Below are 21,643 nucleotides of genomic sequence, written 5' to 3'. Positions count from 1 at the left end.
GCAGACCACGTTCTATCATCAGCTCGGAGCGCAGCACCTCCGTCCATCACCGTCGAAGATGGGGCTCAAGCCGAATATCCCATCTGATTCAATCTTCGTCGTAAGAGGAGATTGAGTCGATGATGGGCGAGCAAAGTGTGATGCAGGAGGAGCTGTTCTACGGCTTCAGCCTGGAGCGGCATGTGCCGGCGGATCACCTGCTCAGAGCGATCGACCACTTCGTCGACCTGTCCGCCATCCGCCAGCATCTGGCGCCCTTCTACAGCCCGATCGGCCGTCCCTCGATCGACCCTGAGCTGCTGATCCGCATGCTGATCGTCGGCTATTGCTTCGGCATCCGCTCGGAGCGCCGGCTGTGCGAGGAGGTACATCTGAACCTGGCCTATCGGTGGTTCTGCCGGCTTGGCCTCGAGGGTGATGTGCCTGACCACTCAACCTTCTCCAAGACCCGCCACGGCCGCTTCCGCGATGCCGACCTGCTGCGCGAACTGTTCGAGACCGTCGTCCGGCGCTGCATAGCTGAAGGGCTCGTCGGCGGCGAAGGCTTTGCGGTCGATGCCAGCATGATCGTCGCCGACGCCCATCGTCAGCGCGGGATCGAAACGGCCGAGGACCTCAATCCCAAAGCCAAGCGGGCCGTGGCTGAGTATCTCGCCACTCTGGATGACGCCGCCTTCGGGGCCGCCACGCCGGTGGAGCCCAAGTTCGTCTCCCCTGTTGATCCCGCCGCGCGCTGGACTGCCGCTTGGGGTGGCCCAGCCGTCTATGCCTATTGCACGAACTATTTGATCGACGTGGAGCACGCCATCATCGTGGACGTGGAGCCCTCGACCGCGGTGCGCCAAGCCGAGGTGACGGCCGCCAAGACTATGATCGAGCGGGCGCACGACGAGCTCGGCCTCTGGCCGGAGCGGCTGATTGCCGACACCGGCTACGGCTCGGCCGAAGTGCTGAACTGGTTGTGCATGAGCGTGGGATCGAGCCGCATATCCCGGTCTTCGACAAGTCTAGGCGCAAGGATGGCACCTTCTCGCGCGACGACTTCACCTACGACCATAAGGCCGATACATACATCTGTCCTGGCGGGAAGACGCTCAGGCAGCGCCAGAAGACCTATCGGATGCCACACCCTCTCGTCGACGAGAATGGCATGATGCGCTATCGCGCCAGCAAGCTGGATTGCGACGCCTGTGCCCTGAAGCCCAGCTGTTGCCCGAAGGAGCCGGCGCGCAAGGTGCTGCGCTCGATCTATGAGGGCGCGCGCGACATGGCCCGCGACGTCGCAAAGACAGACGCCTACCAGACCTCACGCTATCAGCGGAAGAAGGTGGAGATGCTGTTCGCGCACCTCAAGCGCATCCTGAAGCTCGATCGATTGCGATTGCGCGGCCCCTGTGGTGCCCGCGATGAGTTCCACCTTGCAGCCATCGCCCAGAACCTCAGGAAATTGGCCAAGATTTGCACCCTCGGAACAAACGTCCGAGCCACTTAAGGCGAGGAGGTCGCGTCGACCTTAATCAAGACGCTTCGGTGCGAGTGGATCCACGGCTTCATCGCCGACTTCTTCAACACTATCCACCCATTGCAGATTATCCGACTGATCAGGCGGCGTCCGATATGTCCGACTCTGCCTCAAGAATTCCCACAGGTATGGACAGCGATCTCGCTATCCGATTCCGATAGCCCTTATTGTACTTTAGACCCCGCTCGATGTTTTGGATTTCCTGAGCGGCAAGCCCGCACGCGACCGCGAGGTCCTCGATTGAATACCCAAGGTGCTCACGATAAGCGCGGATGATGTGGGTCCCCTGCGACATAGCCGTCAAGACTGGCTCGGGAATGCGCGAATCCTTCATAAACATCTCCAAGAAGATGGGAGCGCCTGACAAATCGGGAGATTTCCTCCCCGACCCTGGCGCACACCCAGCAAATCAAAAAAATGGACGTCCATTCGGCCGGACCGGCCTCATCCATGGAATGGGCCACTTGAAATTGGCAGCCGGGTCGGAATATGGCGGCTCACCTGCTTCTGATCAAGTTCTAAGAACCTGCCCGCCATGAGATGGCCTGATCGGCTGTAGCGCATTCGACCTGCGATCCTACACGACTCATTCTCCCCGATGGCTTTCTTGAACAGCAACTCGAACTCTCACTGACGCCTCCAGTGGCTATTCGCGGCGCCGTCCACCCAGCCTCGCGGACGCTGATACCTTCGACCAATTTCCACCGCCGATGCAGCGAAGATGGACAAGCATCGCCACCTATAAAGGTTCACAATCACTCGACCGTGACCGATTTTGCGAGATTGCGCGGCTGGTCTACGTCTGTGCCCATGAAGAGCGCCGTGTGGTAGGCAAGAAGCTGTATCGGCAGCGAGAAGATCATCGGCGCGATAATCTCGTCGACAGCCGGCAACACGAGCGTGTGCATGGTGTTGAGTTTCGATGCGGCTGCCCCTTTTTCATCGGTGATGAGGATAATCCGCCCTCCACGGGCAGCCACTTCCTGCATGTTGGAGACGGTCTTGTCGAAAAAGCGATCATGGGGCGCGATGACGATCACTGGCATGTTGTCGTCGATCAATGCGATCGGACCGTGCTTCAATTCACCCGCCGCATAGCCCTCGGCATGGATGTAGGAAATCTCCTTGAGCTTCAGCGCACCTTCCATCGCTAGCGGGAAACTGGTGCCACGGCCGAGATACAGGACGTCACGACACTTTGACAGTTCGCGCGACAGGAACTCGATCTCCGGCTGGATGCTGTTGAGTACCTGGCCCATGACGCGCGGCACTTCGGCGAGGCTCCTGACGAGCGCCTGCAGCTCGTCTTCGGTTACGGTCCCGCGGGCTCTGGCGGCGCCGATGGCGAGTGCGGCTAGAACCGCAAGCTGGCAGGTAAACGCCTTGGTGGAGGCGACGCCAATCTCCGGTCCGGCAAGGATCGGGAAGACCGCATCGGCCTCCCGAGCGATGGTCGATTCGCAGGCATTGACGATAGCGCCAATTTTCAGCCCACGCTCCTTGCAGTACCTCAACGATGCGAGCGTATCGGCGGTTTCGCCGGACTGCGAAATGAAAAGAGCCGCCGACTGCGGCGACAACGGGATCTCGCGGTAACGGAATTCGGACGCAACGTCGATTTCAACCGTCAGGCGCGCATAGCGCTCGAACCAGTATTTTCCGATCAGTCCGGCGAGATAGGCGGTCCCGCAGGCCGAGATCGCCAAGCTCGGGATCCTGGCGAAATCGATGCCAGAAACCATGTCGGCGCGATTTTCTATGATGTTGCTATAGTGACGGAGAGCATGGGCGATGACTTCGGGCTGCTCGTAGATTTCCTTCTCCATGAAGTGGCGATGATTGCCCTTGCTGGCCAGATCGGCCGCGGCCGTGGAGGTATGGCGCGGACGCTCGACGGGATGGCCGTCGAAATCGAAGATATGGGCGCCCGAATTGCCGACAATGGCCCAGTCGCCCTCGATGAGATAGGTAATTTCATTGGTGAAGGGAGCAAGCGCGATCGCGTCGGAGCCCAGGAACATCTCGCCGTCGCCGTGACCGATCGCCAGCGGTGGTCCGTTGCGCGCCGCCATGATGGTCGACGGATCATCTTCGAAGAGGACGGCAAGCGCATAGGCGCCCCTGACGCGTTTCAGCATGGCACGCATCGCCTCTTGCCGCCTCATGCCCTCCCGGCGGTGTCTTGCCAAGAGATGCGCGATGACCTCGGTGTCGGTGTCGGTCTGGAACTCGGCGCCAGCCGCCGCCAATTCGTCCTTCAGCTCGGTGAAATTCTCGATGATCCCGTTATGGACGACGGCGACACCGTCGGTAAAGTGCGGGTGCGCATTGCGTTCCGTCGAGGCCCCATGGGTTGCCCAACGCGTGTGGCCGATGCCGATGTTGCCGCTCAGCGGCTCTTCCTTCAGTCTCCTCTCGAGATTGACGAGCTTGCCCTCGGCGCGCCGGCGGTGCAAGGCACCTTCGGTGATCGTCGCAACGCCGGCGGAATCATAGCCGCGATATTCCAAACGCTTCAATGCGTCGACCAACCGATCCGACACCGGCTGTTGCCCAACGATGCCAACAATCCCGCACATGTTCGTCTTCCCATTCTTGGCGGCAGCTTCAGCCCACGCGAGACGGATACCCATCCGGCCGCTTTCATTGGGGATCTTGTAGTAGTATTCGGTAATATTGGTACAATTGATTGTAGGGATAACTATCATCCACCCCATGGATGACCCCCTGATCTAAACTTCTCGTTGCGCCTGACGCCCTCATGACCGAACGCAAGCCCACCCCGCGGCACGAAGGAACAATCGGCCATGCGCGACCATCCCGGCTACGCACCTGACACGAACCGCCGCCGCTCGTGATCACGCGGTGATCGGCATGATCACAAGCACTGTAGTTAGGCAGCATCAGCGACGCATGATCGGCATCATCATCATCGGCATCGTCGGCGCCGTCGGCATGATTCACGTGTTCGTCACGTTGATCATAATCATCGTCGCCGCCGATCAAGTTTCTGATTGCCTGCCGCTGTTGACGCGGCTTTCGCCGGTAGAGTTTAGCCCGCGATGGCCTATCAATACGCTGTTGGTCGGCATGGCCGAAACCGAGAGTCAGGCGGCGCAGGCCACAGAGCACGTTCAGCGACCGTGTCAGTCAGCGCCGGCTTTCTTGGGGTTCGTAGCGGTCATCAGGATTCTCGGGGCATGAATGCACTATCACGAAAGCGTTGGTTCTCAGTGCTTCGTCCGTATTACTCAAACCCGATTCCCGCAGCGGAAGAACTAGGCGCGTGTCACGTTTTGTACAAGGCACAATAGCAGTGAGAAATGGAGATTGATGCCTGCCCGTTTTCGGATAAGACAATCACCGGGCTGTCACCCGAATTACATCAGGAACTGTCTATAGCCACCGCCCATCAGGTAGCGGCCACGTTGGATGGCGCGACGCACCTGATCGCGAAGATGGCTACCTGGATGAGACCAATCTTCTTCGACACGGCGTCTCCCGAACAGGGCAATGGCGATCTCCTGATGAGATGCTCCCGCAAGCGAGCCATCCAAAGCCTGGAGCACGATACGCAGACGCGCTCCGCGGGGTTCCGGCGGAAAGCAAGCAGCTGCCAGGCGGCCGCAACCACTGATGTCGTTCAGGAACTGAAGGGCAGCGACATGGAACTTCAGGTGCTGCGGCTGCACGATCGCGTCGACATATAGCCGCAACGGGCGGAGAACGGATGCACCGGAAAGGGCGATCTGCAGACTCCGGCAGTCCTCCCTCAGCAGCACGTGCTGCACGCCGGCAGGTGTCAGCAGGATGTCCTTGCAGCATGAGAGCGAAGAGAGATCAAGCGGTTCAAAATCGTGGTCGAGCCCCACCGGCTCCGCGGACGCTCGTAGAATACGGGCGCAGTCGCGCGGATCCCAAAAGACCCTTGCCGACGTAGCGTCCGACTGTGGCGCGTCCGCGAAAAAGGAGGCTCCATTGTCTTAGGAAAGATGATCCTGTCGTCAACTCGATTATCTTCATGTCGGCCTGGGCTCCGACAATGTAGGCGGACGGTGCCATTTTGGCGTGGTCGCGCTGGAATTGTGGATTGCGCCGAAGAAACTCCCAGGCCCAGGCAGTGCGTGGCAATCGTCTGGCGTAGTGGTAAGCTTCGTGACGACGCCAGTCCGGCCAGCATACAAGACCGACCGTCGCTTCCTTGGGCAGACCAGCATCCTTCACGGCTCAGGTGTCCACAATGGCGCTATGCCGACGGGCCTAGAACCGGTTGCCACAGTACCGGTCCGCTCAGACGTCCCCTGCTGCGGATGCGCAAAAGGCTCGCGCGGGAAATCTCGAGAAACCCGGCCACCGCCTCCGTTTTGCCGACGGACTTGGGTTGTCCGATGCGCGACAATGGCCACGTCGCGAGGCGAAGGATCCGTTCCATGCGCGTGTCCGTCACCGTTACTATCCGGGTCAGATCCTTGGCCAAGCCGAACTCGATCATGCCCGCGAAGAGCTCGTAGGTTGCCTGGGCCAGTCCGCCCGCTGCCTTGGGCGCCGACGGAGGAAGATCGAGCGCGAAACGACTGCTCTCCCATATGTCGGCAGTCGAGGGCACGACGTCAGCACCCAGCAGCACCGGGAACGTGTCGCGCAACATTGTGGGTCCGGTGCTGGGCAAAAGACGCACGCAACCGCGAATTCGCCAGTCGGATCCCTTGAGGAGCAGATAGACAGGCTTCAGACCATCAAACGGGTCTGTTTCCATCTGGTCTTCGGTATCAACTTCCCAATCGAGCCTTTCCTTGAACACCCGAAACCTGAGCCCGTGCATCTCTTTGAGCTCGCTTGCGAACTCGTCGTAAAGGTCTGGTGTTATCAGCTGCATCATGGTCGCCTCCGTGCGGGATGTGTTCCCGCCATCGAAGGGCAAAGCCGGCAGCGATGCAGCCTGTAGAGGTTTACAGCTATCGTGGCCGACGAATCAGGATCTCGCCTGGCCGGAGGCAGCCAGTCGTGCAACGGCCTGGTTGATCGTTCGAACGCCAAGCTTTGCCTTGGCGTTTTCCAGATGAAAGGTCACGGTGCGCTTTGAGACGCCGAGAAGCTGGCTGATAACCCAAGCCGACTTGCCGCGCGCCGCCCATTTCAGGCACTCGAACTCCCGCGGGGTGAGCGTTACACCATCCACCACGCGATCGTCGGCGAGCCTGCGCCGGACATGGATATGAAAGTTGATGGCCACCAGCTGCAATGCTTTTTCGTAACGTGTCAGTGACCGCAACAGAGGCGGGCGGGACTCGTCGGAAGCAAAGGTCAGGGCAGCAAACCGGCCGCGATGATCATGCATGGATATCGTCGGGCCGCCGCGGATGCCAAACTCAGCCGCACTCTCCAGAATTTGTTGCTGCGAATTCGGCAGACAGTGCCGAGCGCGATCCACACCCCAATCGAAGGTATCCCAGCCTTGCAGCCCGCGCAGGATGACCGGATCAAGACTGTGGTACCGCTGTTGCAGATAACGTGATGTCCAGGATGAAGGATAGTTTGAGATCAATTGCGGGGCGTCGCCGGGGGCCGACGGGTAAGTGAAATAGGCGAATAGCGGAAAATCGAAGCCGGCTGCAGCGGATGCCATTGCCTCACGGAGATCGGCAGCATCAACACTTGCAGACAGTTGCTCGACGAAGTTCTCAAACACGCGATGCATTTGCGCTTTGCGTAACCTCCGTGATCGCTCGATGCCAGGCAGAGACCTTGTTTTAAACGATCCCGGACGGATACAGCGCGTGCCGAGAACCCCGTTAATCTGTTGAAACCCGTGATATTCTGACGTTGTCTATGAGCCGTGTGCCGCCGAGCCAGGCCGCGACAAGCAAGCGTGCAGGTCGGTCAAGGCTTGTCATGGGTCGCAGATCTGCCTCGTCGCGAAGTTCCAGGTATTCGACCTCGCGATAGCCCGCAGCCAGAATTGCTGCGCGCGCTTCGGCAAGCGTTGGCAGGACGGGCGAGCCGCGGGCAAGCCACTCAGCCGTCTCGAGCAAGACCGATGATAGCTCGGGGGCAACAGCACGCTCTGCTGGCGAGAGCCGGACATTGCGCGATGATAGTGCAAGACCGTCGGCTTCGCGGACTGTCGGACAAGGAACAATGGTGATTGGAATATCCAGGTCCCGGGCCATACGCCTGACTAGCTGAAGCTGCTGAAAGTCCTTTTCGCCAAAGAAGCCGAAGTCAGCGCTGGTCTGCAGGAAGAGCTTGGCGACGACGGTCGCCACGCCATCGAAATGTCCCGGCCGGAAGGCACCGCACAGGCCCTCGCTGACACCGGACACCGAAACGGTCGTGGCGAAGGCCGCCGGATACATCTCCTCTGCGTCCGGCGCATAAAGCAGGTGCGCGCCAAGCGGTGCCAGCTTGGCGGCATCCTCGTCCTCGGTGCTCGGATACGCGGCGAGATCGGCCTGGCTGTTGAATTGCTTCGGGTTGACAAACAGCGTCACGATCACCCGGTCGGCCTTCTCGAGTGCCGCGCGCACCAGGCTGAGATGGCCCTCATGCAGGACGCCCATCGTTGGCACCACGGCAATCCTCACGCCCTCGCGGCGCCATGCGGCGACGATTTGGCGAAGCTGGGCAACGCTCCTGACAATCGGCACGCTCACGCTGCTTCTCCGCTCTTGGTGGCGTCCCCGTCGGCGGGCTTGGGCGCATCGGCAAGCACGTGCTCGGCGGCCGGAAACTGGCGCTCCTTCACTTCCCGCGCATAGGCCGCGATCGCAGCCGCAGCGGCCTCCCCCAGTTCCGCATAGCGCTTGACGAATTTGGGCCGGAAGTCGCCGAAGAGGCCCAGCATGTCGTCGACGACGAGAATCTGGCCGTCACAGGCTGCCGAGGCACCGATGCCAATGGTCGGGGTCGCCACCTCCCCGGTGATCCGGCGGGCGAGCGCCTCGGGAACCTTCTCCAGCACGACCGCAAAGGCGCCCGCTTCGCTCACCGCAAGCGCGTCGCGCCTGATGCGCTCGGCATCCCCGCCTCTGCCCTGCACGCGGTAGCCACCGATGGTGTTGATCGCCTGCGGCGTCAAGCCGACATGGGCCATGACCGGCACGCCGCGCGCGGCGAGGAAGCGGATCGTCTCTGCCATCGTTTCGCCGCCTTCGAGCTTGACGGCCCCGCAGCCGGTCTCGGCCATGACGCGCGCGGCATTGCGGAAAGCCTGCTCGGGGCTTTCCTCGAAGGAACCGAACGGCAAGTCGACGACCATCAGCGCCTGCTCGAGGCCACGGCGCACGGCCTGGCCGTGCGTGATCATCATCTCCAGCGTCACACCGAGCGTGGAGGGCAGGCCGTGGAGAACCATGCCGACGCTGTCGCCGACCAGCACCACATCGCAATGGGGATCGACAAGCCGGGCGACTGGCGTCGTGTAGGCGGTAAGGCAGACGAGCGGCGTCCCACCTTTGCGCGAACGAATATCCGGCGGTGTGATCGCCTTGGTGTCACCAAACGCACTCAATGGACCCTCCTTCCCCAACGTTACCAACCGCGGGTGTCGCGTTTGCCACATTTTTGTGCAAGTGCGAAGAGCTAAAAATGGCCGTGCAGCTGTGCGGTGTTGACGTGCGGACAGGCGCGCTTACACTTAAATCGATTCAGGCGCCCCCGAGCACCAACCACTTTCGCGAACATGGACGATCAGGCAAAAGGACCCAGGAAAGACAGAGCCGCCGTCAAGGCCGACGAAGTCAAAGTGGACCTGATCGCCTTTGTCGTCGCCGTAAACGACAGTGAACCCTGTGTCCTCACCATCGGCCAGGCGGACACCCTGCCCTCCGGACCATTTGCGCTTGAGCACCGATCGCTGCAATCCGGTTTGAGGGGGTGGGTCGAGCAGCAGACCGGCCATCCGCTGGGGTATATTGAGCAACTCTACACCTTCGCGGATCGGGATCGCATCGGCGCCGAGCGCCAGCAGCGCGTCATCTCCATCAGCTATCTCGCATTGACCCGCAAGGAACAGGCAGCTGGCTCGCCCAAGTGCGGCTGGCAGAGCTGGTATGAATATTTTCCATGGGAGGACCACCGCTCCGGCACGCCTCCGGTCGTGCTGGACGTTCTGCGACCGCGCCTGATTGAATGGGCAGACGGCGTCAGCGACGCGGCCACGCGACGTGAACGCTGGCAGCGGGCGACGATAGCCTTCGGCTTCGACGACCGCCTTTGGAACGAGGAACTCACGCTTCAACGCTATGAGTTAGTCTACGAAGCAGGCCTGGTCCAAGAGGCCGGAAGCGGACGGGACGCGACGCTGCCTCCGCTGGTGCCCAGCAAGTCTATGGTCGCCGATCATCGCCGCATCGTGGCGACCGGCATTGCGCGGCTGCGCTCCAAGATCAAATACCGGCCGGTCGTCTTTGAGCTGATGCCGCCGGTCTTCACGCTTTTGCAGCTGCAGCGAACCGTGGAGGCGCTTGCCGGCAGGCTCGTGCGTAAGCCGAACTTTCGCCGGCTGATCGAGCAGCAGGAGCTGGTCGAAGAGACCGGAGAGGCAACCGCGGAGACCGGCGGCCGGCCAGCGAAGCTTTACCGGTTCCGCCACGCCGTTCTCGACGAGAGGGTCATCGCCGGGACAAAATTGCCGCTGGCGCGGGGTTGACATCGCTTATACTCACAGCAAGTATATGCTGGTTATTTTCAACTAGAGTATAAGCTGGAGGGGTCGATGAGCGCCATGCTGCCTGCGACCGCGTTTCTCTACGAGCGCGTCCGACGAGTGATCCCGCCGATCGAATGGCCGGCTTTCGTCGAGGATATCGAGGCGATCCTTGCACTGAAGCGCGAGCGCAACGCCATCATCCTGGCGCACAACTATCAGACCCCCGATATCTTCCATTGCGTGGCCGACATCGTCGGCGACAGCTTGGCACTGGCCCGCACGGCTGCGACGATCGAGGCGCAAGTCATCGTGCTGGCCGGCGTACATTTCATGGCCGAAACGGCCAAGCTGCTCAATCCGCAAAAGACGGTGCTCATTCCCGACCTGCGGGCAGGCTGTTCGTTGGCGGAATCGATCACGGCAGAAGACGTGCGCTTGATGCGCCAGCGTTATCCCGGCGTGCCGATCATCACTTATGTCAACACGTCGGCCGAAGTGAAAGCCGAGTCGGATATCTGCTGTACATCCGGCAACGCCAAGGCGGTCGTCCAATCCCTTGGCGTTCCCCAGGTGATCATGTTGCCGGACGAATATCTGGCCCAGAATATCGCCGCCCAGACCGATGTGCAGATCATCGCCTGGAAAGGGCATTGCGAGGTGCATGAGCGCTTTACACCGGCCGACATCCGCGAGTTGCGCGAAAGCCATCCCGGCGTGATCGTGCTCGCGCATCCCGAATGCCCGCCCGACGTCGTGGCTGAAGCAGATTTTTCCGGCTCGACCGCTGCCATGTCCGACTATGTCGAGAGGCAAAGGCCGGCACGTGTCGTGCTGATGACGGAATGTTCGATGAGCGACAACGTCGCGTTAGCGCACCCAGAGGTCGAGTTCATCCGGCCCTGCAATTTGTGCCCTCACATGAAGCGGATCACGCTTGCCAACATCCGCATGGCGCTCGAGCAGAACCACCATATCGTAACCATCGAACCCGGGATCGCCGGGCGCGCGCGGCTTGCGGTCGAACGGATGCTGGCAATTTGAGCGCCGATGTCCGCAGCTTCTTCGGGCGGCCCATCATCATCGGCGGCGGCATCGCCGGATTGATGACCGCGCTTCAACTGGCGCCGGAGCCGGTGCTGCTTCTGTCCAGGACGCTGCTGGGAGCTGACAATTCGAGCACCTGGGCACAGGGTGGTCTGGCTGCAAGTTTCGGCGAAGACGACGATCCGGCACTGCACCTGGCCGATACGCTTGCCGCCGGGGATGGTCTCTGCGACACAGACGTGGCGAGCCGCATCCTCCAAGCCGCGCCCAAGGCGATAGAGGGGCTTGCGGGCTTTGGGGTTCCCTTCGACCGTACGCCGAAAGGATCACTGTGCCTCGGATTGGAGGCCGCACACAGCCGACGTCGCATCGTTCATGCGCATGGTGACGGCACCGGGCGTGAGATCATGCGTGCCCTGATCGCGGCTGTGCGTTCCACACCGTCGATTGTTGTCGTGGAGGGCGTGGAAGCGCGCCGGCTGGCGGTGCGAGAGAATGCGATCCGAGGCGTCTGGGCGAGCGGTTCGATAGGACCTGTCTTCTTCGGCTCACGGCGGGTCGTCCTCGCCACCGGTGGGATCGGGGGACTGTTTCTCGACACCACCAATCCTTGGGGCAGTTACGGACAGGGCCTGGCGCTTGCGGCCCGCGCTGGAGCTGTCCTTGCCGACCTCGAGTTCATCCAGTTCCACCCGACCGCGCTCGACGGCCCGGAACGCCCTATGGTGCTGGTCAGCGAGGCCGTCCGCGGCGAAGGTGCTGCCCTGATCGACGAAACCGGCCAGGCTTTTCTCCAGAGCGTGCCAGGGGCGGAACTTGCGCCTCGTGATGTCTTGGCGCGCGCCGTCTGGAACCATCTTGCCAACGGCCACCGTGTTTTTCTCGACGCGCGGCAACGGCCTGGCCCGGAATTTGCTCGACACTTCCCGACAATCGCATCAGCCTGTCGTGGAGCCGGCATCAATCCCGCGCGCGATCTCATCCCCATTCGCCCGGCCCAACACTACCACATGGGTGGCGTTGCCGTGGACGGCTCCGGTAGGACCTCCGTCAAGGGGCTGTGGGCCTGCGGCGAAGTCGCTTCGACAGGACTGCATGGCGCCAACAGGCTCGCCAGCAATTCCTTGACCGAGGCCGTCGTGTGCGCGCGCTGGGTCGCTGAAAGTGTCGCCGGAACGCCTGCTCGCAGAACAAAGCCTGCGTTTGCGGACGTTTACCCATCGACCGCGCCGACACCCGTGCGTGTTTTCCTGTCGCGCGCACTCGGCATCGTCCGGGATGGTGAAGGTTTGAAAGCAGCCGCACGTGTCTTATTGCCGCTCGCCGAAAGCAAGGACGCGGCCTCGGATCCGGCGGCTGTCGGGCTAATGATCGCGGTTGCCGCCCTGTTGCGCGAAGAAAGCCGCGGCGCTCATTACCGGACAGACTTTCCTCATCATGCGACTGTCGCCCGACGGTCCGAAATCACCCTCGAAGCCGCCTTGGCCGCTGCGCGGGAACTCGGACACTCGCCAAGTCTCGAAGGGGCAAAGTGATGACGCTCTCACCGCTTCCCACGGTCATGCTTGAGCCGCTTGTAAGGGCAGCTCTTCTTGAAGACCTTGGCAGAGCCGGCGACTTGACCACGGAGGCCATCGTCCCGAAGGAACGCCAAGCGGGAACCGTGCTGGCGGCGCGCCAGTCCGGAGTTGTCGCCGGCCTCGATCTGGCGATGCTCGCTTTCCGCTTGATTGATCCTGATATCGAAATCTCGGTGGAGCGGGCAGACGGCTCCAATGTCATGGATGGAGAGGTCATTGCATCAGTGGTTGGCCCTGCCCGGGCCATTCTCACAGCCGAACGGACGGCACTCAATTTTTTGTGCCATCTGAGCGGCATCGCTACAGCAACGGCATCGATCGTCGCCGCGGTTCGTGGATATGGCGCGAAGATCGTCTGCACGCGCAAGACGACGCCCGGATTGCGGGCAGTCGAAAAATACGCCGTGCGCGCAGGTGGCGGATCCAATCACCGCTTCGGCCTCGACGACGCAATTCTGATCAAGGACAACCACATCGCCATCGCAGGCGGCGTTCGCCCGGCGCTCGAGCGAGCACGAAGACGGGCCGGTCATCTCGTCAAGATCGAGGTCGAGGTCGATACGCTGGCCCAGTTGGAGGAGGTACTTGGCTTCGCTCCCGATGCGGTTCTGCTCGACAACATGTCCCTCGCCGATCTTCGCCGCGCCGTCGCAATCGTTGGCGGCCGTGCTATCACCGAGGCTTCTGGCGGGATCGCATCCGATACAGCGCGAGCGATTGCCGCGACCGGCGTTGATCTGATTTCGGTCGGCCGACTGACCCACAGCGCGCCGATCCTGGATATCGGCCTCGACTATTGGGGCTCATGATCGCCTGAGGAACGAACAGGATCGAATCAACTGTCCTTTCCGATCGTCATCAATCAGACAGCAAAGCAAGGCAGAACCGGAGGAACAGCATGGACATGCAAACAGCGAGTCCAACGCAGACATCGCCCCAGGCTCAATCCCCTGACCCTGGAGCGTGGACCCTGGAGAAGGCTCGGGCACTTCACGATGCCCCCTTCAACAATCTCCTCTTCCTCGCGCAAACCGTGCACCGCCAGAATTTCGATCCCAACAAGGTCCAGCTCAGCCGGCTGCTCAGCATCAAGACGGGCGGATGCCCGGAGGATTGCGGCTATTGTAGCCAGTCGGCGCATCACGAGACCGGCCTGAAGGCGTCGAAGCTGATGGAGGTCCGGCGCGTCGTCGCCGAGGCGACCAAGGCGCGTGACGCCGGCGCAACCCGCTATTGCATGGGCGCGGCCTGGCGAAACCCCAAGGCGCGCGACATGGATGCGGTGGTGGCGATGGTCGAAGGCGTCAAGGCGCTGGGCATGGAGACCTGTATGACGCTCGGCGTGCTCGATCTTGAGCAAGCCGCTCGACTGAAGCAGGCTGGTCTCGACTTCTACAACCACAACATCGATACGTCGGAACGCTACTATAGCGAGATCATCAGCACGCGGAGCTTTGCCGAGCGGCTCGAGACGCTCGAGCACGTTCGCCAATCCGGCATCAAGGTCTGCTGCGGCGGCATTGTCGGCATGGGCGAGGAGCCGGTGGACCGGATCGGCATGCTGGTGACGCTGGCCAACCTGCCGGAACATCCGCAAAGCGTTCCGATCAACATGCTGATCCCGATCCCCGGCACCCCGCTTGCCGACGCCAAGCCCATCGAGCCGATCGAATTCGTGCGCGTGATCGCGCTGGCGCGCATCATGATGCCGAAATCGCATATCCGTCTTTCCGCCGGCCGTACGGCCATGACCGACGAGATGCAGGCGCTGTGCTTTTTTGCCGGCGCCAACTCGATCTTCGTCGGCGACACGCTGCTGACGGCGGACAATCCCGGTGAGGACAAGGATACCCTGCTGTTCCGGCGCCTTGGCATCGAGCCGATGGAACTCGAGGCGGAATGAACGGGGCACCGCTTGCCCGCTATGAGGCGACCTTGCAGGGACTGGCGCGCAAGGACCGGCTGCGGACGCTGAAGCCGCGCGCCGGGCGCGACTTCTCGTCGAACGACTATCTCGGGCTTGCCGCCTCCAAAAGACTTGGCGAAGCGGTTGCGGCGGCGATTGCGCGTGGCACGCCGGTTGGCGCCACCGGGTCGCGGCTGTTGCGCGGCAATGCGCCGGAACACGAGCAGCTCGAGGCAGACGCGGCGGCATTCTTTGGAGCCGACCGCGCGCTGTTCTTCGGCAGCGGCTACATCGCCAACTTCGCTCTCCTGACGGCGCTGCCGCAGAAGGGCGACCTTTTGGTCCTCGATGAGCTCGCCCATGCCAGCATGCATGAGGGGGCACAGGCCGGACGTGCCGAGTTCAAGCTGGCCGCGCACAACGACGTCGATGCTGTCGAGGACGCGATCAAGCGTTGGCGCGCCGAAGGCGGCGCGGGGCGCGTGTGGATCGTGGTCGAAAGCCTGTACAGCATGGATGGCGACCGCGCGCCGATGGAGAGCCTGGTCGCGCTTGCCGATCGGCACGACGCATTCATCGTCATTGACGAGGCCCATGCCACCGGCGTCTGGGGACCGGACGGCCGGGGGCTGGCCGCCGCTTTCGAGGGCCGCGACAACATCGTCGCGCTCCACACCTGCGGCAAGGCGCTCGGCGCATCTGGTGGGCTCGTGACCGGGCCGAGGACACTGTGCGAGTATCTGATCAACCGTTGCCGGCCATTCATCTACGCCACCGCGCCATCGCCGCTGATGGCGGTCGCGGCGCGCGAAGCGCTCGCAATGCTCGCCGACGAGCCTATGCGGCGTGTTCAGCTGCATGAACGCGTTGCCCTCGCAGGCCGCCAATTGGTCGATCGCTGCGGCGCGATAGCAAGTGGCTCTCAGATCCAGCCCTTGGTAACCGGCGATGTCAGGCGCACCATGGCAGTGTCGGCGCGCCTGCAGGCCCGCGGCTTCGACATACGCGGCATTCGTCCGCCGACCGTGCCCGAGGGCACGTCGCGGCTGCGCATCTCACTGACGCTCAATATCGGCGAAGCCGACATTTCCGCCATGCTCGAGGCGCTCGTCGAGGTGTTGGCCCAGACATGACCGGAGGCGACATGACCAAGCGCATCGTCATCACCGGAACAGACACCGGAATTGGCAAGACGGTGTTTTCGGCCGGGCTTGCCGGCCTGCTTGACGGTTTCTACTGGAAGCCGGTGCAATCGGGCCTCGACGGCGAGACCGACAGCGAGGCGGTTGCGCGACTTGCCGGGCTGCCGTCGGGGCGCGTGCTGCCGGAAGCCTACCGCTTGAAGAGCCCGCTTTCGCCGCATCGTTCGGCCGAAATCGACGACGTTTCGATCGAGGCTGCCGATCTTTCGTTTCCGGTCCTGCCGACACCGCTCGTCATCGAAGGCGCCGGCGGGCTGATGGTGCCGCTGAACCGCCGGACAAGGTTCATCGACATATTCGAGCAATGGCAGTTGCCGGTCATTCTGTGCGCCCGCACCGCGCTCGGAACAATCAATCATGCCCTGCTGTCGATCGAGGCCCTGCGGGCGCGCGCTATCCCGCTGGCTGGCATCGCCTTCATCGGCGATGAGATGACCGATACGCAACGGACGATCGTGGAATTCGGCGACGTGCCGCAACTCGGCAGGCTGCCGCACCTCGATCCGCTGACGGACAAAACGCTGAGACAAGCGATGATTGCCGGCTTCGACCTCGCTTTGATTGCCGGAGGCGGATAATGCCGCAATCCCGTGTGTGGCATCCCTTCACCCAGCACGCGCTCGAGCCGGCGATCCCTGAAATCGTCCTGGCTGAAGGCGCCTATCTCCACAAAGCCAATGGCGCGCGCATCCTGGACGCCATCTCATCCTGGTGGGTCGTCACGCATGGCCACCGCCATCCGCGCATCATAAAGGCTATCGAGACGACCGCGTCGAGCCTCGACCAGATTATCTTCGCTGGCTTCACGCACGAACCGGCCGAACGCCTGGCCAAGGCGCTTGTCGGTCTCGCTCCCTCCGGACTCGACTGGGTGTTCTATTCGGACAGCGGCTCGACCTCCGTCGAAGTCGCGCTGAAGATGGCGCTCGGCTATTTCCGCAACACCGGCGCTCCGCGCTCGCGCATCGCCGTCATGGAGCACAGCTATCACGGCGACACCATCGGCACGATGAGCGTCGGCGCCCGCGGCGTGTTTAACGCCGCCTACGAACCCTTGCTGTTCGAGGTCGACACCATTCCCTTCCCGGCCGCCGGGCGCGAGCAGGAAACACTGGATCGGTTCGAGGCCGTCAGCCGCGACCAGCGCGCCGCCGCCCTGATTGTCGAGCCGCTGGTGCTTGGCGCCGGCGGCATGCTGATGTATCCGGCCTGGGTTGTCACCGAATTGAAGAAGATCGCCGAGACCTCCGGCACGCTGCTGATCGCCGATGAGGTGATGACCGGCTGGGGACGCACCGGAACCATGTTCGCCTGCGAACAGGCATCGATCTCTCCTGATATCCTTTGCACCTCGAAAGGCTTGACCGGTGGCACCATCCCGCTCGCGGCCACGCTCGCCACCGATGCCATCTTCCAGGCCCACTATTCCGACGATCGGAAGAAGACTTTTTTCCACTCGAGTTCCTACACCGCCAATCCGATTGCCTGTGCGGCAGCACTTGCCAATGTCGAGATCTGGCGCGACGAGCCGGTGACCGAGCGGATCGCGGCCTTGAGCGCGAAGCAGGCCGCCGGGCTTCAACGCTTTCGCCACAATCCCTACTTCACTGACAGCCGGACGACCGGCACCCTCGCGGCCCTCGACCTGCGCGCCGGCTCTGCCGGCTATCTGGCCGAGATCGGGCCGAAGCTGCGCGCATTTTTCCTCGAGCGCGGCCTGCTCGTGCGCCCGCTCGGCAATGTCCTCTACCTTCTGCCGCCCTATTGCATCACCGGCGAGGAACTGGACGGGCTCTATGACGCCATCGAGGAGGCCGGCGAACGCTTCGGTTCGAAGCCATGACCAGGTCGTCGCGCATTCTCGGGTTTGGCCATCATGCGCCTGGGCGCAAAGTGGAGAATGCCGAGATCGAGAACAATCTCGGGCTCGAACCTGGCTGGATCGAGCGGCGCACCGGAATTCGCTCGCGATTCTGGGCAACGGATGAAGATACGCTGTCTGGTCTTGCCACGCAGGCTGGCGACATGGCGCTGGCGAACGCCGGCATTGCGCGCCACGACATCGGTCTGCTGTTGCTTGCCACCTCGACGCCCGACCATCTTCTGCCGCCCAGTGCACCCCTGGTCGCACACAAGCTCGGCCTTGGCCGCGCAGGCGCGGTCGATCTGACCGGTGCCTGCGCCGGCTTCATCTATGCGCTGATGTTTGCGGACGGATTTACCCGCCTGCACGGCAAAGCGAGCCTTGTTATCGCCGCCAATATCCTCAGCCGCCGCATCAATCCCTCTGAGCGCGCCAGCGCCGTGCTGTTTGCCGATGCCGCCGGCGCCCTCGTGATCGGTCCCTGCGAGGATACTGATCGGGGGATTCTCGGTGCCTCCGTGGATTCGGACGGCTCGCGATACGGGCTGATCCAGATTCCCTCAGGAGGAAGCAACAAGCCGTTCCACGGTGACCTCGACCTCGCGCAAACCCGAATGACGATGACCGACGGCCGCGAAGTGTTCGCAAAGGCCGTCGAGATGATGACCGATTGCTCGATAAGCGCGCTAGCCGCTGCCGGAGTGCGACCACAGGATGTCGACCGGTTCGTGCCGCATCAGGCCAATGCTCGCATTTTCGATGCTGTCGGGAGTAACCTCGGCATAGCGGATCAAGCAATTGTCAAGACGATTGCCGAATACGGCAACGCTTCGGCCGCGACGATCCCGCTCTCATTGTCGCTCGCCAATCAAGCGGAGCCGTTTCGGCCGAGCGAGAAAATACTCCTGGCGGCGGCAGGTGCGGGACTCAGCGGCGGGGCGCTCGTCGTCGGGATTTAGCCCAGCGAAGCTGCTCAACATCAGGACTGGCTCTGTGAGATGAATAGTACAACGGGACCGATGCGAAAAATAGTCGCCGGCAAGCTGCACGCATCCACGTCACCGAAGCAAACCTCAACTGCCACGGTTCGATAACGCTCGACCCTGACTACTGCGAAGAAGCCGGGATCCTTGCCAATGGATTCGTGGAGACATGGAGCAAGACTTCCGGCGCGCGCATCTCGACCTATGTCATCCTCGGCGAGCGCGGCTCTCGATGCTGCATCCTCAACGGCGCGGCCGCCCGGACCTGCCAGCCAGACGACCAGATCATTGTCTGCAACTCCATCCATCTGGACGAAGCGCACATTCCTCTCTGAAGCCGCGGATCGTTACGTTCGTCATCAACAATGTCGTCGGCTTCTCGCCGATGGCAATGCGCTGACGCGGACGGCGTTGACCATTACATCGGCAGGGGCGCTTCAGCAGAACTTTCGCCGGTTGATGGAGCAGCAGGAACTGGTGGAGGAGACCGGCGAAAGTGCTTGTGATACCGGCGGTCGGCCGGCGAAGCTTTATCGCTTCCGCCACCATGTCCTGGACGAAACGGCGGTCGCCCGGACAAAATTGCCGCTGGCACGGGCTTGACATCCTTTATACTCAACGTAGAAATATACCCTTATAATCAATTCGATTATAACGAGAAATTCATTCGCACCGTCCGAACCCACGGTCTCGCTCGGGAAGCCGTATGAGTGGATCGGAGTGACCTTGGAAATGAAACGCCCGAGGACGGGCTTTCAACCTTTGTCGTGAAGGAGGTGCCGCGCGCCTGGGCCAATGCCTTGCGGCAACGGTGAAGGATGTATACCGCCAGTAAACGCGTGCGTCAAAGTCGCTAATCGAATGTACAGTTAGTCTAAATGTGCGATGCGTTCGATTTGTGCAAGTAACACTTGGAAAAGTGTCGCATAAAAGAAACATCTAATTACATAAAGCAGGCAAGCTAAACTTTAAACTTGCACAAATGAGCGTGGGGCGCCCTGTTCCAGGGCGCCTTTTTTAAGGATTATCATTAGACTCTCTCCCGGGGGAACTGTGGGTGAAGAAACAACGCATCGTCCTGCTGGCAGCTGTTTTGGCGTCTGCCTTTGGCTTTTTTTTGCTGATCCTGATCCTGCAGATGGTCAGTTTTTTGGTTGACTAGGCACGCGCAAGCGGGATGGATCGCGCAGAGACACGCGGAAGTTTTTTTTGCCAGCGAACCCCGACGACCTGATGGGGAGTCGCGCCAGCAGGGTGGGAGCCACGTCCAGTGCCACCGACCATGCGAGATGCCGATTGTTGGCGCGTCTGTCAGTTCGCGCGGCCATATTCATTCTGGTGCCGATCTGTTGCCTTTTCTGCTTTTCCCATGCGTTTTAGGCCGAGCCAATTTGTGAAGCGGGCGGTCAATGGATCTGCGCCTCGCGATTGCCTGCCGTTGCCTGATTGATCTGGGCGGGATAATCCGAGAGCGAACGCTGCAACCGCGGTTCGAACTGCGCGAAGTTGAACCGGACTTCATCCGCAGTCAGGAACTGGTGGGTTGCGCCGGGAAAGCCGGCGACCATCACAAGGTCGCCTTCCTTGACGCCTTCACAGGCTATGGGTAGCCAACTCTTCGGCCGGTAAGGCACATTGTCGCGCGCATATGGCCGGGAGGAACCATCAGGAGCGACATAGGCGCGATAAAAGCCGAAGTGGCCCGTGTGGCGCAGCCACATCCAGTTGTCCGTTTGGCCGCCGAAGTTGCCGATGCCGAGCGCGGGCGCATAGACGAGGCGCACGTCCTCAATTTCGAGCTTCTGGAGGAGATAGTAGGAGACGCCGCCATACATCGCAACGGCGATTGGGCTGTCCTTCACATGCGGCGATCAGGGCCTTTTTGTTCGTGGCGAGCCGCTCATACCGGGCAAACCCGTTCAGCTTGTCCGAGACGCTCTTGAGGTTTCGGCGGTCACATCCCGCATGTCCTCGATCACATAGATGCGGCTGCCTGGCGCCGCGGGCAATTCTTCACCCAGGGCTCTTCGCCAGAAAGCCGTCTGTGAGATAGTCCTGGCCCTCCTTGCTGTGGTATTGGATGGATTCTAACACGCAATGATGATTGGTTGCGACCAGCCCTTGTGGACTGACGAACGAGGCGGAGCATCCGCCCAGTGATACGATCGCGTTGAGCGGGTCAGCGTCCAGACGGCCGCATGGCCGCGCCCACTTCCGCAGTCTGGCCCGGCATCCACATACCTTCGTCCGCCGACGTAGCCGTCACCGTCCAGAGCAAGGCGATGGCAGTTGCTTTGGCCAAACATTTCAAATTCGAGTTCATGCTGATGGCGTTCACCTCTCATATTTGTCGCGCGCAACGTTTGCGGATCATCCGCTGCACCAATCGTGCCAAATGAATAAAGCCTTCAGTCACAAATGGTGAGCCGCCCCATCCCATGTCCGATCTCCGACGTCGTTCACGTAAAGGGCTCGGTGCTTCCACGCTCGTTTGCTCTTCGCCCGTCCCTCTTCCGTCTTGACTAGCAGGAGCCTACGGCCTATCTCACTGCCGCGCTAGCACTCGCTTGTGGTGAGTGCTAACCACGCTCCGGCAACGGAGAACCGTTCAACATCCGCACCAGGGAAATCCAAAAATGGCAAAGTCGAATTTCCGGCCGCTGCATGACCGCGTGGTCGTTCGCCGCGTCGAGTCCGAAGCGAAGACCGCCGGCGGGATCATCATCCCCGATACGGCTAAGGAAAAGCCGCAGGAAGGCGAGATCATCGCCATCGGTTCCGGCGCCCGTGACGAGGTCGGCAAGCTCGTCCCGCTGGACGTCAAGGCCGGCGACCGCATCCTGTTCGGCAAGTGGTCGGGCACCGAAGTCAAGCTCAATGGCGAAGACCTTC

General features: G+C 61.6%; 22 protein-coding genes and 3 pseudogenes. 15 read left to right on the top strand and 10 right to left on the bottom strand.

Features of this window, described 5'->3' with window-relative positions:
- Window positions 1-119 precede the first annotated feature (119 nt).
- Window positions 120-1,492: pseudogene (locus NKJ40_RS29885) on the top strand (transposase).
- Between the two features lie 109 nt (window positions 1,493-1,601).
- Here NKJ40_RS29885 and NKJ40_RS29880 read toward each other — a convergent pair.
- Complete coding sequence (locus tag NKJ40_RS29880) at window positions 1,602-1,817, bottom strand: helix-turn-helix domain-containing protein (RefSeq protein ID WP_352453550.1); 216 nt, start codon at window positions 1,815-1,817, stop codon at window positions 1,602-1,604.
- 460 nt (window positions 1,818-2,277) lie between these two features.
- Window positions 2,278-4,101: a glutamine--fructose-6-phosphate transaminase (isomerizing) gene (gene glmS / locus NKJ40_RS29875; RefSeq protein WP_352469128.1), complete on the bottom strand. Its 1,824-nt coding sequence runs from the start codon at window positions 4,099-4,101 to the stop codon at window positions 2,278-2,280.
- Between the two features lie 334 nt (window positions 4,102-4,435).
- On the opposite strand from glmS, the gene NKJ40_RS29870 reads away from it, so the two are divergent.
- Window positions 4,436-4,726 carry a hypothetical protein gene (locus NKJ40_RS29870; RefSeq protein WP_352469127.1) on the top strand — a complete coding sequence of 97 codons (291 nt, stop codon included), beginning with the start codon at window positions 4,436-4,438 and terminating at the stop codon, window positions 4,724-4,726.
- Window positions 4,727-4,902: 176 nt separating this feature from the next.
- On the opposite strand, the gene NKJ40_RS29865 is transcribed toward NKJ40_RS29870, so the two are convergent.
- From NKJ40_RS29865 to panB, 6 genes are all read right to left on the bottom strand, one after another.
- The gene (locus tag NKJ40_RS29865) at window positions 4,903-5,394 is read right to left on the bottom strand and encodes a DUF2285 domain-containing protein (protein WP_352469126.1); all 492 of its coding nucleotides are present in this window, start codon (window positions 5,392-5,394) and stop codon (window positions 4,903-4,905) included.
- A complete protein-coding gene (locus tag NKJ40_RS29860) occupies window positions 5,372-5,746 on the bottom strand; it encodes a transcriptional regulator domain-containing protein (protein WP_352469125.1) in 375 nt (124 codons plus the stop codon). The genes NKJ40_RS29865 and NKJ40_RS29860 overlap by 23 nt, the downstream gene beginning before the upstream one ends.
- Before the next feature lie 22 nt (window positions 5,747-5,768).
- Window positions 5,769-6,401: an acyl-homoserine-lactone synthase gene (locus tag NKJ40_RS29855; RefSeq protein ID WP_352453545.1), complete on the bottom strand. Its 633-nt coding sequence runs from the start codon at window positions 6,399-6,401 to the stop codon at window positions 5,769-5,771.
- 93 nt (window positions 6,402-6,494) lie between these two features.
- The gene (locus NKJ40_RS29850) at window positions 6,495-7,220 is read right to left on the bottom strand and encodes a LuxR family transcriptional regulator (protein ID WP_352469124.1); all 726 of its coding nucleotides are present in this window, start codon (window positions 7,218-7,220) and stop codon (window positions 6,495-6,497) included.
- A 94-nt stretch (window positions 7,221-7,314) separates the two neighbouring features.
- Window positions 7,315-8,175, bottom strand: a complete 861-nt coding sequence (gene panC, locus NKJ40_RS29845; protein ID WP_352469123.1) for a pantoate--beta-alanine ligase — start codon at window positions 8,173-8,175, stop codon at window positions 7,315-7,317.
- Complete coding sequence (gene panB, locus NKJ40_RS29840) at window positions 8,172-9,032, bottom strand: 3-methyl-2-oxobutanoate hydroxymethyltransferase (protein WP_352469122.1); 861 nt, start codon at window positions 9,030-9,032, stop codon at window positions 8,172-8,174. Before panB ends, panC begins: the two co-directional genes overlap by 4 nt.
- A 171-nt stretch (window positions 9,033-9,203) precedes the next feature.
- Here panB and NKJ40_RS29835 point away from each other — a divergent pair, with 171 nt between their 5' ends.
- The 11 genes and pseudogenes from NKJ40_RS29835 to NKJ40_RS29785 form a co-directional block, all read left to right on the top strand.
- A complete protein-coding gene (locus NKJ40_RS29835; protein WP_023722073.1) occupies window positions 9,204-10,172 on the top strand; it encodes an NUDIX hydrolase in 969 nt (322 codons plus the stop codon).
- 66 nt (window positions 10,173-10,238) lie between these two features.
- On the top strand, window positions 10,239-11,213 hold the full coding sequence (nadA, locus tag NKJ40_RS29830; RefSeq protein WP_352469121.1) for a quinolinate synthase NadA: 975 nt from the start codon (window positions 10,239-10,241) through the stop codon (window positions 11,211-11,213).
- Window positions 11,210-12,751, top strand: a complete 1,542-nt coding sequence (locus NKJ40_RS29825; protein WP_352469120.1) for an L-aspartate oxidase — start codon at window positions 11,210-11,212, stop codon at window positions 12,749-12,751. Before nadA ends, NKJ40_RS29825 begins: the two co-directional genes overlap by 4 nt.
- Window positions 12,751-13,605 (top strand): carboxylating nicotinate-nucleotide diphosphorylase, encoded by an 855-nt coding sequence (gene nadC / locus NKJ40_RS29820; protein ID WP_352469119.1) that lies wholly within the window; start codon window positions 12,751-12,753, stop codon window positions 13,603-13,605. The genes NKJ40_RS29825 and nadC overlap by 1 nt, the downstream gene beginning before the upstream one ends.
- Before the next feature lie 95 nt (window positions 13,606-13,700).
- On the top strand, window positions 13,701-14,699 hold the full coding sequence (bioB, locus tag NKJ40_RS29815) for a biotin synthase BioB (protein ID WP_352469130.1): 999 nt from the start codon (window positions 13,701-13,703) through the stop codon (window positions 14,697-14,699).
- Complete coding sequence (locus tag NKJ40_RS29810; protein WP_352469118.1) at window positions 14,696-15,835, top strand: 8-amino-7-oxononanoate synthase; 1,140 nt, start codon at window positions 14,696-14,698, stop codon at window positions 15,833-15,835. Before bioB ends, NKJ40_RS29810 begins: the two co-directional genes overlap by 4 nt.
- 11 nt (window positions 15,836-15,846) lie before the next feature.
- Window positions 15,847-16,482 (top strand): dethiobiotin synthase, encoded by a 636-nt coding sequence (bioD, locus tag NKJ40_RS29805; RefSeq protein ID WP_352469117.1) that lies wholly within the window; start codon window positions 15,847-15,849, stop codon window positions 16,480-16,482.
- The gene (locus NKJ40_RS29800; RefSeq protein WP_352469116.1) at window positions 16,482-17,747 is read left to right on the top strand and encodes an adenosylmethionine--8-amino-7-oxononanoate transaminase; all 1,266 of its coding nucleotides are present in this window, start codon (window positions 16,482-16,484) and stop codon (window positions 17,745-17,747) included. The genes bioD and NKJ40_RS29800 overlap by 1 nt, the downstream gene beginning before the upstream one ends.
- Window positions 17,744-18,727, top strand: coding sequence for a 3-oxopimeloyl-[acyl-carrier-protein] synthase BioZ (gene bioZ, locus NKJ40_RS29795; RefSeq protein ID WP_352469115.1), 984 nt, complete (start codon window positions 17,744-17,746; stop codon window positions 18,725-18,727). The genes NKJ40_RS29800 and bioZ overlap by 4 nt, the downstream gene beginning before the upstream one ends.
- Before the next feature lie 60 nt (window positions 18,728-18,787).
- A pseudogene (locus tag NKJ40_RS29790) lies at window positions 18,788-19,118 on the top strand (aspartate 1-decarboxylase); the annotation flags it as partial.
- 71 nt (window positions 19,119-19,189) lie between these two features.
- Window positions 19,190-19,354, top strand: a pseudogene (locus NKJ40_RS29785) (NrtR DNA-binding winged helix domain-containing protein); the annotation flags it as partial.
- 803 nt (window positions 19,355-20,157) lie between these two features.
- Here NKJ40_RS29785 and NKJ40_RS29780 read toward each other — a convergent pair.
- A complete protein-coding gene (locus tag NKJ40_RS29780) occupies window positions 20,158-20,613 on the bottom strand; it encodes a S46 family peptidase (RefSeq protein ID WP_352469114.1) in 456 nt (151 codons plus the stop codon).
- 151 nt (window positions 20,614-20,764) lie between these two features.
- A complete protein-coding gene (locus tag NKJ40_RS29775) occupies window positions 20,765-20,908 on the bottom strand; it encodes a S46 family peptidase (RefSeq protein ID WP_352469129.1) in 144 nt (47 codons plus the stop codon).
- Window positions 20,909-20,949: 41 nt separating this feature from the next.
- Between NKJ40_RS29775 and NKJ40_RS29770 the strand changes: the two genes are divergently transcribed.
- Both NKJ40_RS29770 and NKJ40_RS29765 read left to right on the top strand, forming a co-directional pair.
- The gene (locus tag NKJ40_RS29770) at window positions 20,950-21,150 is read left to right on the top strand and encodes a hypothetical protein (protein ID WP_352469113.1); all 201 of its coding nucleotides are present in this window, start codon (window positions 20,950-20,952) and stop codon (window positions 21,148-21,150) included.
- Between the two features lie 237 nt (window positions 21,151-21,387).
- A partial coding sequence (locus NKJ40_RS29765) for a co-chaperone GroES (protein ID WP_352469112.1) occupies window positions 21,388-21,643 on the top strand: 256 nt, incomplete at its 3' end.

Source organism: Mesorhizobium sp. M0119, assembly GCF_040322615.1.
Taxonomy (GTDB): domain Bacteria; phylum Pseudomonadota; class Alphaproteobacteria; order Rhizobiales; family Rhizobiaceae; genus Mesorhizobium.
Note: the sequence above shows the minus strand (reverse complement) of the source record. Positions and strands in the feature narration are given on the sequence as shown.